Source organism: Chryseobacterium sp. L12 (assembly GCF_056133985.1).
This window is the reverse complement of the sequence record NZ_JBVYOF010000028.1, coordinates 38,310-55,005: the sequence shown is the minus strand read 5'-3', so window position 1 is coordinate 55,005 and position 16,696 is coordinate 38,310. Positions and strand designations below refer to the sequence as shown.

Annotated in this window: 17 protein-coding genes; 8 read left to right on the top strand and 9 right to left on the bottom strand. The window is 35.9% G+C overall.

Annotation, left to right across the window (positions count from 1 at the left end; translation table 11 throughout):
* Positions 1-5 precede the first annotated feature (5 nt).
* The 3 genes from AC0NBN_RS14680 (at position 6) to pruA (ending at position 3,302) form a co-directional block, all read left to right on the top strand.
* Positions 6-1,109 carry a DNA topoisomerase IB gene (locus AC0NBN_RS14680; protein ID WP_160812068.1) on the top strand — a complete coding sequence of 368 codons (1,104 nt, stop codon included), beginning with the start codon at positions 6-8 and terminating at the stop codon, positions 1,107-1,109.
* A gap of 75 nt (positions 1,110-1,184) precedes the next feature.
* The gene (locus AC0NBN_RS14675) at positions 1,185-1,586 is read left to right on the top strand and encodes a hypothetical protein (RefSeq protein WP_160812067.1); all 402 of its coding nucleotides are present in this window, start codon (positions 1,185-1,187) and stop codon (positions 1,584-1,586) included.
* 90 nt (positions 1,587-1,676) lie between these two features.
* Positions 1,677-3,302, top strand: coding sequence for an L-glutamate gamma-semialdehyde dehydrogenase (pruA, locus tag AC0NBN_RS14670; protein WP_160812066.1), 1,626 nt, complete (start codon positions 1,677-1,679; stop codon positions 3,300-3,302).
* A gap of 146 nt (positions 3,303-3,448) precedes the next feature.
* Here the strand turns inward: pruA and AC0NBN_RS14665 are convergent, their stop codons facing one another.
* Complete coding sequence (locus AC0NBN_RS14665) at positions 3,449-4,294, bottom strand: ABC transporter permease (RefSeq protein ID WP_143883478.1); 846 nt, start codon at positions 4,292-4,294, stop codon at positions 3,449-3,451.
* Between the two features lie 2 nt (positions 4,295-4,296).
* Positions 4,297-5,199: an ABC transporter ATP-binding protein gene (locus AC0NBN_RS14660; RefSeq protein ID WP_143883477.1), complete on the bottom strand. Its 903-nt coding sequence runs from the start codon at positions 5,197-5,199 to the stop codon at positions 4,297-4,299.
* Positions 5,200-5,487: 288 nt separating this feature from the next.
* Here AC0NBN_RS14660 and hpt point away from each other — a divergent pair, with 288 nt between their 5' ends.
* The 3 genes from hpt (at position 5,488) to obgE (ending at position 7,846) form a co-directional block, all read left to right on the top strand.
* The gene (gene hpt / locus AC0NBN_RS14655; RefSeq protein ID WP_143883476.1) at positions 5,488-6,042 is read left to right on the top strand and encodes a hypoxanthine phosphoribosyltransferase; all 555 of its coding nucleotides are present in this window, start codon (positions 5,488-5,490) and stop codon (positions 6,040-6,042) included.
* A 130-nt stretch (positions 6,043-6,172) separates the two neighbouring features.
* Positions 6,173-6,751, top strand: coding sequence for an adenylate kinase (locus tag AC0NBN_RS14650; protein WP_160812065.1), 579 nt, complete (start codon positions 6,173-6,175; stop codon positions 6,749-6,751).
* A 111-nt stretch (positions 6,752-6,862) separates the two neighbouring features.
* A complete protein-coding gene (gene obgE / locus AC0NBN_RS14645; RefSeq protein ID WP_143883474.1) occupies positions 6,863-7,846 on the top strand; it encodes a GTPase ObgE in 984 nt (327 codons plus the stop codon).
* 65 nt (positions 7,847-7,911) lie between these two features.
* On the opposite strand, the gene AC0NBN_RS14640 is transcribed toward obgE, so the two are convergent.
* A complete protein-coding gene (locus AC0NBN_RS14640) occupies positions 7,912-8,643 on the bottom strand; it encodes a class I SAM-dependent methyltransferase (protein WP_160812064.1) in 732 nt (243 codons plus the stop codon).
* Between the two features lie 141 nt (positions 8,644-8,784).
* On the opposite strand from AC0NBN_RS14640, the gene AC0NBN_RS14635 reads away from it, so the two are divergent.
* Together AC0NBN_RS14635 and AC0NBN_RS14630 are read left to right on the top strand one after the other, a co-directional pair.
* The gene (locus AC0NBN_RS14635) at positions 8,785-9,273 is read left to right on the top strand and encodes a DUF6438 domain-containing protein (RefSeq protein ID WP_160812063.1); all 489 of its coding nucleotides are present in this window, start codon (positions 8,785-8,787) and stop codon (positions 9,271-9,273) included.
* A 163-nt stretch (positions 9,274-9,436) separates the two neighbouring features.
* Positions 9,437-10,705, top strand: a complete 1,269-nt coding sequence (locus AC0NBN_RS14630) for a DEAD/DEAH box helicase (protein WP_160812062.1) — start codon at positions 9,437-9,439, stop codon at positions 10,703-10,705.
* 62 nt (positions 10,706-10,767) lie between these two features.
* Here AC0NBN_RS14630 and AC0NBN_RS14625 read toward each other — a convergent pair whose 3' ends face one another.
* Genes AC0NBN_RS14625 through AC0NBN_RS14600 form a run of 6 tightly spaced genes read right to left on the bottom strand, consistent with a single transcriptional unit; the run spans position 10,768 to position 16,536 of the window.
* The gene (locus tag AC0NBN_RS14625) at positions 10,768-12,270 is read right to left on the bottom strand and encodes a carboxypeptidase regulatory-like domain-containing protein (RefSeq protein ID WP_160812061.1); all 1,503 of its coding nucleotides are present in this window, start codon (positions 12,268-12,270) and stop codon (positions 10,768-10,770) included.
* A 3-nt stretch (positions 12,271-12,273) separates the two neighbouring features.
* Complete coding sequence (locus tag AC0NBN_RS14620; protein WP_160812060.1) at positions 12,274-13,659, bottom strand: CsgG/HfaB family protein; 1,386 nt, start codon at positions 13,657-13,659, stop codon at positions 12,274-12,276.
* Positions 13,660-13,667: 8 nt separating this feature from the next.
* A complete protein-coding gene (locus AC0NBN_RS14615) occupies positions 13,668-14,081 on the bottom strand; it encodes a curli production assembly/transport component CsgF (RefSeq protein WP_160812059.1) in 414 nt (137 codons plus the stop codon).
* An 11-nt stretch (positions 14,082-14,092) separates the two neighbouring features.
* Positions 14,093-14,824, bottom strand: a complete 732-nt coding sequence (locus AC0NBN_RS14610) for a CsgE family curli-type amyloid fiber assembly protein (RefSeq protein WP_160812058.1) — start codon at positions 14,822-14,824, stop codon at positions 14,093-14,095.
* Positions 14,825-14,826: 2 nt separating this feature from the next.
* Positions 14,827-15,219, bottom strand: coding sequence for a hypothetical protein (locus AC0NBN_RS14605; RefSeq protein WP_143883466.1), 393 nt, complete (start codon positions 15,217-15,219; stop codon positions 14,827-14,829).
* Between the two features lie 57 nt (positions 15,220-15,276).
* Positions 15,277-16,536 (bottom strand): hypothetical protein, encoded by a 1,260-nt coding sequence (locus AC0NBN_RS14600; RefSeq protein ID WP_160812057.1) that lies wholly within the window; start codon positions 16,534-16,536, stop codon positions 15,277-15,279.
* Positions 16,537-16,696 lie beyond the last annotated feature (160 nt).

The window sequence follows — 16,696 nt, the reverse complement described above, 5'->3', positions numbered from 1 at the left end:
TTTTTATGGATCAGCCGGAATTAGAGATTATTTCTCATCTGAAGCCTTCAAAGATTATTAAAATTATGAAAGATCCGGTGGCTTCTGCAAAAGCAGTAAACCTTATTTATACTTCTGATGCGGAAACTGCCGGTATTATCCGAAAAAAAAGAGGAAAAAAATTTCAGTATTTTAGGGACGGAGAGAAAATCAAAGACAAGGAAGAGATTGCCAGAATCAACAAGCTGGTGATTCCGCCTGCATGGGAAAATGTGTGGATATGCGCTTTAGACAACGGTCATCTTCAGGCAACCGGTCTGGATGCCAGAAAACGAAAGCAATACCGCTACCACCCTTTATGGAGTGCTTTGAGAAATCACACCAAGTTTTACCGCATGCTTCAGTTTGGCTATGCTCTACCAGAAATGCGCCTTCATCTGGAAAAGGATCTTGCTTTAAGAAATTTTGAGAAAAGAAAAATTTTAGCCTTAATCGTAAGCCTGATGCAGCGTACCAATATTCGTATAGGGAACAGCATCTACGAAAAACTGTATGGATCTTTTGGACTCACAACCCTGAAAGGAAAACACGTTAAAGTTGAAGGGCAGAAAATAAGATTTTCATTTAAAGGAAAAAAAGGAATAATGCATGATGTAAGCCTTAAAAGCAAACGTCTTGCAAAGCTGATTATAAAATGTAAAGAAATCCCTGGCAAAGAGCTTTTTCAATATATTGACAAAGAAGGAAACAGACATACAATTGATTCCGGAATGGTTAACGAATACATTAAAGAAATCAGTGGTGAAGATTTTACCGCAAAAGATTTCAGAACCTGGTCAGGAACTGTAAATGCGCTTATTGCTTTTAAGGAAATCGGCTACGCCGAAACCAATAAAGAATACAAGAAAAAAGTAAAAGAGGCTTTGGAAATTGTGGCTGAACATCTGGGAAATACAAGTACCGTATGCAGAAAATATTATGTGCATCCTCTGGTCATCAATCTCTATGAAAATAATACAATCAAGAAATATCTTGATGAACTGGAAGTTATTGAAAAAAATGACGGCAAAGCAGATCTTACCCATGAAGAAAAACTGGTTCTGAAAATTCTGGAAACAGAGAAGATGTAAGGAAAAATTCTAATATCTAAAATCATAATTACTCCATTATTAATTTTTGATGTATTTTTGGGTGGTAACCATTTTATGATGAACTTTCCAATAATTAATATATCTGCTGAAAAATGGGATGCAGAATATCTGCTTGAATATATTATTTTTGATGAATTTATATATTCTGACAACGAATCAATATTTAACCAATTCTATAGAAATCAACATTTTATTGATTGTGACGGAAATATCTTTATTCCCGTTGGAAAATATGAATTGCAAGGAAAATGGAGACACTGGTTACGATTCATTCCCAATGTATGGAAGCGAGAAATTATTTTTCAATCAACCGGAAAAAGCTGGTCAGTTGAAAAATTGCGAAAATATTTAATCGACCGCGTTTCAGAATTAGAAAAGGATAAGCATAGTGAAAAATGGCTGTCAGATTTGAGAGCAGCTAAAAATCATTCTGAACTGATAAATGGAAATCAATAATCAATGATAATAGACTATTCGTACTTTATAACATAATAAATTTTAAAATGTTGTAAATTTGTAAAAAAGCAAAACAAACAATACAACGATATGTCAAAAGCAATTTCGCAAGTACCATTTGCAGTAAATGAGCCGGTAACTTCTTACGAACCGGGATCATCAGAAGTAAAATCACTTCTCGCTACTTACAAAAAAATGTGGTCTGAAAAGATTGAAATCCCAATGATCATTAACGGAAAAGAAGTAACAACAGGTGACAAAGTTCAGTTACAGTCTCCACAGGATCATGCTCACGATTTCGGTTTTTATCACAAAGGAACCATGCAGCATGTGGATGATGCCATCAATGCAGCTTTAGCCGCAAAAAAACAGTGGAATGAGCTTGGATGGGAGCACCGTGCAGCAATTTTCTTAAAAGCAGCAGATCTTTTGGCAGGTCCATACAGAGATATCATCAATGCGGCAACCATGATCGGACAGTCTAAAAATGTTCACCAGACTGAAATTGATGCCGCTTGTGAGTTCATCGACTTTCTAAGATTCAACGTAGAATTTATGACGGAAATGTATTCAGAACAACCGGTTTCTGATGCAGGAATATGGAACAGAGTAGAATACAGACCTTTGGAAGGTTTCTGTTTTGCGGTAACTCCGTTCAACTTTACAGCAATTTCAGGGAATTTACCAACTTGTATGGCAATGCTTGGAAACGTAGTGGTTTGGAAACCTTCTGATAAACAAATCTATTCTGCAAAAGTAATTATGGATGTTTTAATAGAAGCTGGACTTCCTGCAGGGGTAATTAACATGATTTTCACAGACGGAAGAGAAACTGCGGATAAAGTTTTGGCACACAGAGATTTTGCAGGACTTCACTTTACAGGATCTACAAAAGTTTTTCAGGGAATGTGGAAAATGATTGGCGATAATATTCACAACTACAGAACCTATCCACGAATCGTTGGAGAAACAGGTGGAAAAGATTTCGTAATCGCCCATCCGTCTGCAAACGTAGAAGCGGTTGCTACTGCTTTGGTAAGAGGAGCTTTTGAATATCAGGGACAAAAATGTTCCGCAGCTTCAAGAGCTTATATCCCTCAGTCTATTTGGGCTGATGTGAAAAAAGTAATGGAGACTCAGATCTCTTCTATAAAAGTAGGCTCTCCGGAAGACCCATCTAACTTTGTAAACGCTGTAATAGACAAAAATTCTTTCGAAAAATGTAAAGGATATATCGACAGAGCCAATGCTTCAGACGAAGCCGAGGTAATTATCGGCGGTAAATGCGATGATTCTAAAGGCTGGTTCGTGCATCCTACAGTTGTTGAAACCACAAATCCTCAGTATGAAAGTATGGTAGAAGAAATCTTCGGTCCAATTTTATCTGTTTACGTTTATGAAGACGAAAAATGGGCTGAAACTTTACAACTGGTAGATTCTTCTTCTCCTTATTCATTAACCGGTTCTGTTTTTGCGCAGGACAGATATGCTGTGAATGAAGCTTTCAAAGCATTAGAAAATGCATCCGGAAACTTCTACATCAACGACAAACCAACCGGTGCTGTTGTTGGTCAGCAGCCATTTGGAGGAGGAAGAGCATCCGGAACAAATGATAAAGCAGGTTCTAAAATGAATTTACTGAGATGGACTTCAGTAAGATCAATTAAAGAAACTTTTGTTTCGCCTAAAGATTATAAGTATCCATATCTTGGGTAATAAATTATCATTAAAATAATTTAATAAAGCCTCGGAATTTTAATTTCGGGGCTTTTGCTTTAATGATTTCGCTGAAAAAAGGACGAGATAAAAAAAATGACTCCAATAATGGAATCACTTTTTGTTTGAATAATATTGAGAAAATTTTACCAGTCTCTTTTCTTTAAAATCAGATAAGATCCCAAAATGAATAAACCGCACCAAACCAAACAAACAAAAATACTTTCTACAGGATAGGTAAACTCATATTTTAATCCCAATGCTTTAGCCATATTAAGCCTCAACATTGGATTAGGAATTAAACTTGACATACTTTCCAGAGGCAACAATTTGCTAACAAAAAAATCATTCTGAAGAATCTCATTTCGTTCTGCCGCTTGTGTTCCTTTTACTTTCATAAAGGTTTCAAGTCCACCAATGATATTTTCACCTACCCATAAAACAAAAAACGCCAAGAATACAAACATTGATTTTCTCAAAAGTATAGACAGAAACATCAGAAAACAGAAGAAAGTAAATAATTTAAGAAAATAACTTCCTATAAAATAGATTTCTTCGTAGATTAAAGCTGAATCTGTTTTTGTAGAATAATTTAATCCTAAAAATAGCGTAATCCCAAAAACAAGAACGGTGGAAATAATCGTAAAAACAGTAATGGTTAAAAGCTTTGAGCCGATAAACTCTTCTCTGCTAAGACCATCTATTGTGTTTTGCTTGAACATTCTGTTGCTAAATTCCTGACAAATAGAAAATACGATGATAAAACCAAGAAAAATTTTCAGCAATGCCACCGTCCAGGTCGTAAAGTTCCAGATTTCAGGAAAGTTATACACTCCTTCTTTTTTCAGATTAATAGTGCCACCAAACAGTTCAAAATCTGCCAAACCCATAAAAAGGAAGATGATCAGAATAGCAAAATACATCATAGTAAAAACCTTAAACGGCGTATAATTCAGGTTTTTATAATACTCTAATTTTAATAATTTCATCATGATCAGTTATTGTTTTTTACAAGTTCAAGGAATTGATTTTCAAGAGATTTCTTTTTCTTAGCCAGATGAGAAAGGTAAATACCTTTTTCGGCAAGATTTTGATTGAGTGCAGAAGCAGAAATTGAAGCATCATCACGTATATAAGCTTTGATGATATCCCCTTCAGCAGAAACCGAACTAAACCACTGCAAATCTTCCAGCGCACTCAAAAGAACTGTATTCTGGTCTGCCTTTAGTTCAAAAAAGCCCTGATTACTGGTCATTTCATCTACTCTTCCGGAATAAATAGAATTACCTTCTTTCAGAACAATCACATGGCTGCATATTTTTTCTATTTCGTCCAGAAGATGGCTTGCAATAATAATCGTAATTCCCTGCTTTGCAATACTTGCGATGATTTCTCTGATCTGGATAATTCCTTCAGGATCCAAGCCGTTGGTCGGTTCGTCCAAAATCAGAACTTCAGGATTATTCAGCAAAGCTGATGCTATTGCCAAACGCTGCTTCATTCCCAGAGAAAAAGTTTTGAATTTATCTTTTTTTCTTTCTAAAAGCTTAACGGTATTCAGTACTTCATCAATTCTTGATACTGGAGTTCCTTTAATTTCCGCAACAATTTTCAGATTGGTTTCTGCGCTCAGGTAAGGATAAAAATTAGGCTGTTCTATAATCGCACCAATTTTTTTCAGCGTTTCGGGATCAGTTCCTTTTTTACCAAACCAAAACCAGTCGCCGCTTGTAGGATTGATGGTGGAAAGCAGCATTCCGAACGTAGTAGATTTTCCACTTCCGTTAGGACCGAGAAGTCCGTATACATTACCTCTTTCTACATCGAAAGAAATATTGTTTACCACTACTCTTTTGAATTTTTTTGTCAGATTCTTTACTGATAAAACTTTTTCCATGTAAATTGAGTTATATACTAAAAAGTCTCACTTTTGCATTGTTTGTTACAAAAAATGTAAATTATTATCAATATTAAAATATCAAAACATGTTTCAACATAAAATCAAATTATTCTGAATATTTTGATTTGAAGATTATATTTGTATTGAGTAATTCTAAATGAAAGCTTTTTGCTGATTAAATAAGCTTAGCCAAACACTTTACAAGTAATTGTGTAAAAACTGCAATACTAAACGTCCTTATTTTTTAATCAAAAAAATGTAACTTTGCACTCTACGAAAAATTTTATGGAAAGTATTCAAGTACACGACAAAACTTTTGTACCCTATTTAAAGGACGCCGAAATTCAGGAAATCGTAAAAGCAACCGCTTTAAAAATATACGAAGACTACAAAGATGAAACACCGGTTTTCATTGGAGTTTTAAATGGTGTCATCATGTTTTTTTCAGATCTTTTAAAACATTATCCGGGTCCTTGTGAGATTGCATTTATCCAGATGAGTTCTTATGCAGGAACAGAATCTACCGGTATCGTTTACCAGAAAATGGAACTTACCAAGGATGTAAAAGACCGCCACATTATTCTGGTAGAAGATATTGTGGATACAGGAAATACGGTTGAGAGTCTTTTTAAATATTTTAAAGAAACACAGCGTCCGAAATCTGTAAAATTAGCTTCATTTTTATTAAAGCCTGAAGTATATAAGAAAGATTTCAAGCTTGATTATATCGGAAAAGAAATTCCGAACAAATTTGTTCTGGGTTACGGATTAGATTATGATGAGCTCGGAAGAAACTTACCGAATTTGTACCAATTGGAAGACGGACAAATCAATCATTAAAACGCTGTTGGCTATTAGCTGATAGCTTTTAGCTTAAAAAAGTGAAATAAATAAGAAATAAATTTAATAATAACTAAATAAAGCTAAAAGCAAGAAGCCAACTGCCCATTGCCGGAAGCGAAAGAAAATTATGATAAACATTGTTCTGTTTGGTCCTCCGGGAAGCGGAAAAGGTACACAAGCTCAAAACCTGATTGAGAAATTTAATCTGAAGCAGATTTCAACAGGCGATCTTTTCAGATTCAATATGAAAAATGATACTGAACTTGGAAAACTGGCAAAATCTTATATCGACAAAGGAGAATTGGTTCCGGATCAGGTAACTACAGATATGCTGATTGACGAGATCAGAAAACCTACTGATGCAGCCGGATTTATTTTTGATGGTTATCCGAGAACGGCAGTTCAGACAGAAGCTTTAGAAAAAATTGTAAAAGAAGAACTGAATGATGAGATTGATGTTTGTCTTTCTTTAGTTGTTGAAGATTCAATTTTAGTTGAAAGACTTCTGAAAAGAGGAGAAATCAGCGGAAGATCAGACGACAGCAACGTAGAGATCATCCAAAACAGAATAAAAGAATATTATACAAAAACAGCAGAAGTTGCCGAGTTGTATAAGCAGCAAGGAAAATATGTAGAGATCAACGGTGTCGGAAACATCAATGAAATTTCCGAAAAACTTTTTGCTGAAGTTCAAAAATTTTCATAATTTTTGATTTAATATTCAAATTCAAAAATTAAAATTTTTTGATTCAAGGTTCAAAGTACAAATTCAAGGTTAAAACTTTGAACCTTCAACATTAAACCTTGAATTAAAATTATGTCAAATTTTGTAGATTACGTAAAGATTCATTGTAAAAGCGGTCATGGAGGTGCAGGTTCTGCCCATCTTCGCCGTGAAAAATATATTCCCAAAGGTGGTCCTGATGGCGGAGACGGCGGTAGAGGCGGCCATGTAATCATGAAGGGAAATGCTAATGAATGGACTTTACTTCCTTTACGCTATACCCGTCACGTAAAAGCCGAACGTGGTGAAAACGGAGGAAAAAACCAGTTAACAGGAGCTTACGGAGCCGATGTTTATATTGAGGTTCCGATTGGCACGATCGCTAAAAACGAAGACGGCGAAATCATCGGTGAAATTATGGAAGACGGTCAGGAAATCATTCTGATGGAAGGTGGAATGGGCGGAAAAGGAAATGAACACTTCAAATCCTCTACCAACCAGACTCCCCGATTTGCACAGCCGGGAATGGAAGGCCAGGAAGGCTATGTAGTTTTCGAGCTTAAAATTCTGGCAGATGTAGGATTGGTTGGTTTCCCAAATGCAGGAAAATCTACCCTTTTATCGTCTGTATCTGCTGCAAAACCTAAAATTGCCAATTATGCATTCACCACTTTAACACCCAATCTGGGTATTGTGGATTACAGAAATTACAAATCTTTTGTAATGGCAGATATTCCGGGAATTATTGAAGGAGCAGCTGAAGGGAAAGGTTTGGGACACCGTTTTTTAAGACATATTGAAAGAAATTCAATCTTATTGTTTCTGATTCCGGCAGATTCTGAAGATCATTTTCAGGAGTTTAAGATTCTGGAAAATGAGCTGAAAGAATACAATCCTGAACTTTTGGATAAAGATTTCATTATTTCAGTTTCCAAATCTGATCTTCTGGACGATGAACTGAAAAAAGAAATATCTGCAGAATTTCCTGAAAACAGAAAACCGCTGTTTTTCTCAGGAGTCACCGGAGAAGGATTGATGGAGCTGAAAGACGCGATCTGGAAAAGACTTCACGGATAAAAATAAATGAGTGATTTCATTTTAAAATTAAATAAAAGCAAAAGGAGAAATATGACATTTCTCCTTTATTTTTTACAGACCATCACAATTTCATTGTTCGCAAACCCTTGATAACTATCCTCATCAAAAACTTTTACCTCGGTTTTAAATCCTGCATTTTGCAGCCGTTCTCTCAATCCTGAAACCGAGTAAATTCTCACGTGATCTTCCTGCCCGAAATGTTTCAGACGATCTTCCGGAGTAACTATACTGTAATCTTCATAGATTTCACCATCCTTAAAAGGTGTCTGAATTAACGCTGTACCCCCTTTTTTCAGGACACGGTACAATTCGCTCATTGCTTTTTTATCATCAATAATGTGTTCCAGAATATGATAACATACAATGAGATCAAATTTTTCGCTTTCAGAGCTTATGTTCGTTATATCAAACTGATAATCAGAAAGAAATTCATTTTCAAAATCGGTAGGATAATAGGAAATATCATTTCTTTTTTTCCACTTTTTATACAGCATTCTAGAAGGTGAGAATTCCAGAAAAGTCATCCCGGCTTTTAAAAACTCCTGATCTAAAAGCTGATTGAGTCTTCTTGTTCTGGGTAAACTTCCACAAACAGGACAGATAAGCTGACCGTTTTCCAGCACTGCAAATTTTTTAAGACGTGCAGAGCAGATGGTACATTCATGATTTTTCCCCTGATAAAAAGGCTTTAGAAGCTTTCTGAACCTGTCCTCATTATTGATAAGAATTTCTTGAGGAATGATATTTTTTACAACCGCTTTTAGGAAATTATACATGAAATACTTTTTCTGACTTCAAAATAACAAAAATTTATACAAATTCACCCATTTAGAAGAAATCTGCAGCCAAAATAATGATATGGACACCAACATCTGTTTTTTGGAATAACTATTGGAAGACATTAGAAAAATTTTATAATGAAATATTTATTTGCTATCTGTGCACTTCTTTTTTTGTGTTCTTGCAATTCTCAAAAAATATCAGCAAAATATTCGGAAATTGAATATGAAGCCGGAGCATGTTTCGGATCTTGTCCGATTTATAAAATGACCATTCAGGGAGATCGAACTGCTGTTTTGGAAGCTGAACATTTTAACTTTTCAAAAGATTTTTCTAAAGGTGAGTTTAATAAATCAAGAGAAGGAACTTTTAAAACAACAATCAAAGAAGAAGATTATCTGAAGCTGGTGAGACTTATTGATGAACTGGAAATCAAAAATCTGCAAGACAAATACGGCACACGAAATGTAACTGATCTGCCAACATCTTATCTTCGAATAAAACCCAGTAATGGCACAGCAAAAACAATTGAAGATTATGGTAAAAGAGGAACCGAAGAACTGATTGTTGTTTATCAGTTTTTTGAAGATTTAAAGCATAATCAGGAATGGCAAAAGATACAGTAACGGGCTTTAATTAATTTACATTATCTTTGCAGAATATTCGGCGGCATTCTCAGCCAGAAAGTAATTGATATTACTTAAAAATTCTGTTACGAAAATTAGCAGATCTGCTAAAAATGATGAAGTAAACTGCTTCGACCGCATTATTTAAATACATATTAAGAATTTGTTATTTACCGACTTAAAATTGATTAAGCCCATCCTGGATGCGCTTCAAAACGAGGGTTATGAAAAACCGACACCCATTCAGGAACAGGCAATACCTTCTATATTAGAACACAGAGATGTTTTGGGAACAGCCCAAACAGGAACAGGAAAAACGGCAGCTTTTGCCATTCCTATCCTTCAGAATCTTACCGAAAGAAAAGCTCCGAAAAACAATCACATAAAAGCATTAATCCTCACGCCTACAAGAGAGCTTGCTATACAGATTGAAGAAAGCTTTAATGCCTACGGAAGAAATCTTCCTCTCAGAAAGCTGGTGATTTTCGGCGGCGTAAAACAGGGCAATCAGGAAGCCGCTTTAAAAAAAGGTGTTGATATTCTGGTAGCAACACCGGGAAGATTACTGGATTTTATTGCACAGGGAATCATCAGTTTAAAAAATCTTGAAATTTTTGTATTGGATGAAGCCGACAGAATGCTGGATATGGGTTTTGTGCACGATGTAAAAAGAATTATCAAACTTTTACCTCAGAAAAGGCAGACTCTTTTTTTCTCTGCAACAATGCCCGGTGAAATTCAGAAACTTGCGGATTCTATACTCAATACGCCGATTAAAGTATCGGTAACACCGATTTCCTCTACTGCTGAAACCATTAAACAATCGGTCTATTTTGTAGAGAAGGAAAATAAGCTGGATTTGCTTACGCACATCTTACAAAATAATATTTCGGATTCTGTACTTGTCTTTTCAAGAACAAAACACGGTGCCGATAAAATTGCAAGAAAACTTCAGCAAAGCAAAATTACGGCAGAAGCCATTCATGGAAACAAATCCCAGAATGCAAGGCAAAATGCTTTGAACAATTTCAAATCCGGGAAAACCAGAATTTTGGTGGCTACCGACATTGCAGCCCGCGGAATTGATATTGATGAATTGAAATACGTAGTAAACTACGAATTGTCTGATGTCGCTGAAACGTATGTTCACAGAATCGGAAGAACCGGGAGAGCTGGAGCAAAAGGAAGCTCTATTTCTTTTGTAGACGGATTGGATCTTTTGAACCTAAAAGATACCGAAAAACTGATCGGGATGAAAATTCCTGTAATAAAAGATCATCCTTTTCATACAGATGATCTGGTAGTACAAAAAAGAGATTCTAACAACAAACCTTTTATACCAAAGCCAAAACCCGCAAATCCTGTTCAGCAAAGAAAAGAAGCCGGTTATAAAAAACCAAAAAACAAGAGTAACTTTTCCCGTAAAAAATAAAATACGAAGTGCCTTCCAAAAACGGAAGGCACTTCTCCTAGAATAGATAAGGTGATTGACTTTTATTCCCAATCGGGCATTTCTGCATTGGTAAAAAGTGTGGTCCTTAGATAGGTATTGTTGTTATAATTGATGGTAATTTTCAAAATATTTTTTGGCGAAATATTATCATTGGAAGTATTGACGAAGATTACTTCCGAATCATTAGGCGAAAATCTAGGATCCAGATCATTGGTTCCATTGGATTTCTGACTTAAATTTGATAAATCTATTTCGGTATTATTTTCAAGATTGTATATAAATATTCTGGAATCTAACTGTCGGTAAGCAACGTCTTCAAACCCTGAAACATCTCTGGTATACAAAAGTTTTTTTCCGTCAATTGAAAAATTGATTCCTCCTGCTCCGCCTGTTACAGAAGATAAAACTGTTTTGATGACATTTCCTGCCATATCTATGATGAAAATCTTAACGCCGTAACCATTCAATCCATTCGTTTTCAAAACTATTTTACTGCCGTCATAGCTCCAGTCACATTCCGAAATGAGGCTTCCGTCTGTCGTAGTATACAATAAGGTAAGACCGGTTCCATCGCTGTTAATTCGGTACAGCTTGTTGAAATTAGCGTAGATAAACTGATTTCCGTTGGTATTCCAGGAAAAATCTATTTCCGCATTATTGAAACCCGTTACGGGAAGATTGGTAACTTGTGTAACATCTGAACCATCCCTCTTAGCCGTAAAAATCTGAAAGTTTCCGCCTACATTTCTCAAAAATGCAATTTTATTGGCATCATTATTCAATCGTGGTCTGAAACTGTTTTGAGACTGTGAAGTAACCGCAAAATTATTTCCTGCCTCATCAGTAGATACCAGATAATAATTTCCGTTTGCTTTTTTTGCATAATGAAATCTGTTGTTGGGCGTACTGCTGGTTTTAAATTGCTTTATCTCGCTGTAAACTTTCGGATTGACACCATCAGAAACAACAACCTGCCAAAAATAAGTAACCCCAAACTGAAGATTATTTAATGTATAATTGGTTGCAGAAATATCATTGATGTTTAAAACACTGGTGTTGATGCTGTTTTTAATGATAAGATCATATTTTAAAACATCATCCTGATCCGGATCTGTACAGGTCCAGGTGAGGTTTACGGAAAGTGGCTGATTTTCAGAATTATCTGCTGGCGAAACCAAAACCGGGACTGTAGGAGGCGAGTTGAGGGAATTATCATCTGCCAGTTCAAATATAATATTAACTGTCTGAGCTTCACTTTTCAGATTGATTCCCTGAAAAGATGCTACATATCCTGAAGCTTCTGCTTTCACAGAATAGTCGCCCAAAGCAACATCAGTAACTTCAAATGTTCCATCAGATTTTGTAAAAAGGCTGCTTGTAGAAGGACTTGTAGATATTTTAGCATTAGCAATTGGCGTATTAGTTCCTTTTGCTACCACAACTCCTTTTATAGTGCCTTTGAGTTCTTTTTCAACCAGATCTTCGCTGCACCCAACGAAGAGCAAGAATATAATTGACGATAAGAATAGATTAAAAGTTTTCATGATTTAGTTTTTTTTGAAAGGTCTGTTGTTGATGTACCAGTTCAATCCAAGACCAACTCTTATACTTTGGTCATTTCGTTTTCCGCCGACATATTCGTCCCATCCGTCGTTGAATCCGAAATCATACTGCGTTCCTATTCTCACCGCCAAGCTTTTAGAAAAAAGATATTCTATTCCACCACCAAGCTGCATCTTAAATTCATTTTTATTTTTAAAAAACAATGAGCCTAAACCCCCGTACAAATAAGGTGTAACTTTATATTTAGGAAATAAAAGATATTCAATATTGGCTTCTGTAGTAAAAACATTTGCCTGATAAATATTTTCGTTTTCAAAAGTAAGATAACCAACATTGGCTTCAGCATTCAGATGATCTGTAATAAAATATTTAAAGCCCGCTTTTCCGCCAATATTCATTTTAGGATTGGCATAATCACCTTTGATCTGAGTGCCTTCTGCTATCACAAATAAAGAAGATTTTCCTCTTTGGCTCACAGGAAATTTATCCCCGATCAACCGGTCATTATTTTTATTCTGTTCAGCATTGTATTCTTCAATAATTCGTGTAAATTTATTGGGATCATGTACTCTTTTGCTCCAAACTCTGTCTCTCACACCCTCCACAATCAGAGAATGTACTGCTTTTTCAATAGCCTCGGTTACCGCAAGCTGCACCGGTTCGTTTTGTGTAAAACCTGCTTCAGCTTCAAAAAGCCTTTCGGTATCCACGTATCTGAAAAAACTTCCGTTGATACTGGTAGACAAAATTGTTTTTGAGGTATATACTGTTTTAAGAATTTCTCCGCTTTGGGTAGAAACTGCACGAAGATAAACAGTGATACGGTCCTGACGGTATTGCGTTGACGCTCCGATTCCGAAGTATCTTGCTCCCACTCCACCCGTCATAATGTTGGTGTCATAAGAAATAACGCCACCTTCAAGAATAATTCCTGCATATAAAAGCGGAGGAAGATTGCCAGATTCATTACTCTGATTCGGCATATATTCTTTTCGTGTGGTACGAATGATTTGTCTTTCGTTGAGAAGATTTCCTATATTTTCTCTCTCAATGGGTGTAAACCATTTGCTGTCTTCAAGAGCTTTCAGAAGTATTGTAGTTGTTCCCTGAGGAATTGCGGTACTCCAGTTGGCTCCTGTTTCTGATGGCTTGTACTGACCAGTCTGGTCTCTGAATTTGTACACCCCTACAACTATTTTTTCGTTTGGTAATGGAAGATTTTTAATCTTGGATGTGTACTGAGTAACTTCTCCTAAAGTTGATCTTTCGCTGTCTGTTGGTAAATTAAATAATGTACTGCAACTGTTTAACACCAAAAAAATCAACAGTATCGTTACCCAAAATTTTGGATATTGAACTAGATTTTTCATGGTATAAATTATTTGTTAGCACCGGGAATTACAATTTCAGATTGTTCACCGGTACTGGTGTTTAGAATTTTGATCATCATTCCGCTGCTGGTTTGGATAACTTCAAGATACATAGAACCAAAAACGTACGTTCCCGGTTTAAGATCTCCGTCGCCAAACTGCTCACCGAATAATTTTGTGGAAAGCTGACTGAGAAGCTGTCTGTTTAAACTCTCAGTAAAACTGCTTAATGAACTTTGATTAGAAAAGAGATTCCCTTTATCGTCATCAAACTGATTTTGGGCAGTAGCCGAACTGAGCAGCCACTGATAATTGAATGTATTGCCTCCGAATGCCGGATTGACTGGTGTATAAACCAGTTGCTGGGAAAATATACTGCTTGTGGTAACAAGAAATAGTAATCCGCTAAAAAAGAGTTTCATGATTAAAGTTTTTAAGTTGAACTTTTTAACAATTCGTTTTTAGGTAATGTGATTCTTTTTAAAATTTCCAAAGTATTTCTGGCTTCGTTTTCTGTAGTCTCCTCATCCGGAGTTGTATTGAAATTGTAAATTTCCTGATCGTTATAAAAAACTGATATTCTTGTACTTCTTGCCAGTCCCGGAATTTCTACAATTTTTACGGTTCCCGGAAATTTTCTATCGTTCTGAAGATAATACATAAAAAACTGATCGTAATAATGTTTCCCTATTTTGGTACGGGTTTCATCTATCGTAAGACCTACTAATTCTATATCATTTTCAGGAATATACTGAGGTTTTTTAGCTGCTGATTTTTCAGGATTAATTTCAATGCTGTCTTTAGAAATAACTTTGTCGTTTTCTTCATCTTTTATAAAAAGGTATACCTTCAATGCATCATTTTTATCAAGATTGGTTTTTATTTCAGAAAGCTTAAGGGTTTCGCCGGGCTTCACCACATATTTGCCTTCCTGTTTGTTAGTAGATGTATTTCCGGTACTGCTTTTTTTTAAAGCTAAAAGAATGTATTTGATTGGGTAATGGATTTCCGAATTGTTTTCGGCTGTTGCCGCAAAATTATACAGACCATCTGCGTTTTCAGAAATGATTCTCGCTTTCATTTTTCCGCTCAGATTCTCGTATTGTGCAGAAATGCTGCTCATACTAAGCAAAAACAAAACGAAAAAGTAAAAACGAATTTTCATGGCTAGTAATTTCTTACAAAAATGGTCATGTTACTGTTATTGATATTGATTTTCATCTTTTCGGAAATACTGTTGCTTCCCGTAATATCAATATAATTATTGTCTCCTCTTGTGCTTACAGATGCTTTTGTCGGATTATTTCCTGCATTGATGTAAAGTGTTGTATTGTAATCTCCCTGCTGAACAATCGTAAGCTCTTTAGGATTTTTATCATAAACTTTCACATCATTGTAATTTCCGATTTGCACAACTGTATTAACGGAGTTATCAATTATCTTTCCTTCACTATATAAGTGAAGAATATTCTGGCTGTTGATTTTCTCGAAAGAAATATTCTGCTGTGCAAAAAACACCATCGGAAAACATAGCAATAATATGATGACAATTGATTTCATAGCCTTTTTTTGGTATAATGTATAGGAGATTGCTCTCCTATACATTTGAAAGAAACTCTAGTTTTGTGTTACTGTGATAGAATTTCCATTACCTGTTTGTGTGCCCATGTGATAATTTCCGTTACCTGTCTGGATAAGAGTAGACTGGTTAGAAAGCCCTGTCTGATAAGCCCAAGCGTCATTATTATTTCCTGTTTGTACAGAAGAAGACTGGTTGGAATCACCATCCTGAGAAACGTAAGCCATATTACCATTTCCGATCTGTGAAGATGATAATGAGTTTCCGTTTCCTAACTGATAGCCGGATGCGTTATTGTTATTTCCTGTCTGAATTTGCATTGCTGAATTTGAGTTTCCAACTTGGGAAGCATACGCTGCATTGCCATTTCCTGTCTGTGTAGAAGATAACATATTTGAATTACCTTGCTGTTCGCCGGTAGCATCATTATTATTCCCACTCTGAATTTGTGTGCCGGAATTCATATCTCCCACCTGAGAAAGATAAGCATCATTTCCGTTTCCTGTCTGAGTTTGTGTTGCCATGTTATTGTTACCATCCTGAAGAACTTCAGCATCATTATTATTTCCCGCCTGAGTCTGCATAGAAGAGTTCTCATCTCCTTCCTGCATTACATCAGCGTCATTCAAATTTCCGGTCTGAGATTGGTTGGCGATATTAAAATAACCAGTCTGGCTTGAGTTTGCAGAGTTAAAATTTCCATCCTGAATCTGATCCAGATCATTTTTCCATCCGGATTGTGAAGCAGATGCAGAATTGAAAAGACCATCCTGCCATTGATAAATATCATTAGCATCTGCACTTAAGCTTGCCGGGCTTGAATCTCCGACCTGCGAAGCAGTAGCCGAGTTGCCCATTCCGTTTTGAATTTGGTCAATATACATTCTAGAACCTTCGCTTTGTGAAGCTGTAGCTTCATTTAGCATTCCGTCCTGCTCCTGATTGATCTCATTCATGTAGGTTTTGTCCTGAGTAGCACTAGCATTATTCAAAATACCATCCTGATTTTGAGTGACATAGTTTTTGTTTGCCCAGGCAATTCCCTGTACAACAGTCGCGTTGTTTCCTAGTCCGTTTTGTACAGTCGCAGCTTCATTATACTGATGTTTTTGGGTTACATTTACAGAATTGAGAGTTCCGGTCTGTGTAGATTCGTTAATTTGTTCGAGACCTTTCTGCGAGACTGTAGCTGAATTGTTGTTTCCGTCTTGGGAAACCGTGTTTGAACTATTAGTACTTTGTGCATAGATGAAGCTGGCTGATAATAAAGCGAAAGCTCCGGTAACTAATTTTTTCATGGTGAAATTTTTTGTTGGTTAGTGATACAAAGCTAGAACTATAAAACATGACAAAAATCATGTAAATCTTGTAAATTAACAAAATCACCAATTACCATGCTATTTGTAACCATTTACAGAAATCCTTTATACCATATTACAGTTACAAAATATACCGTGA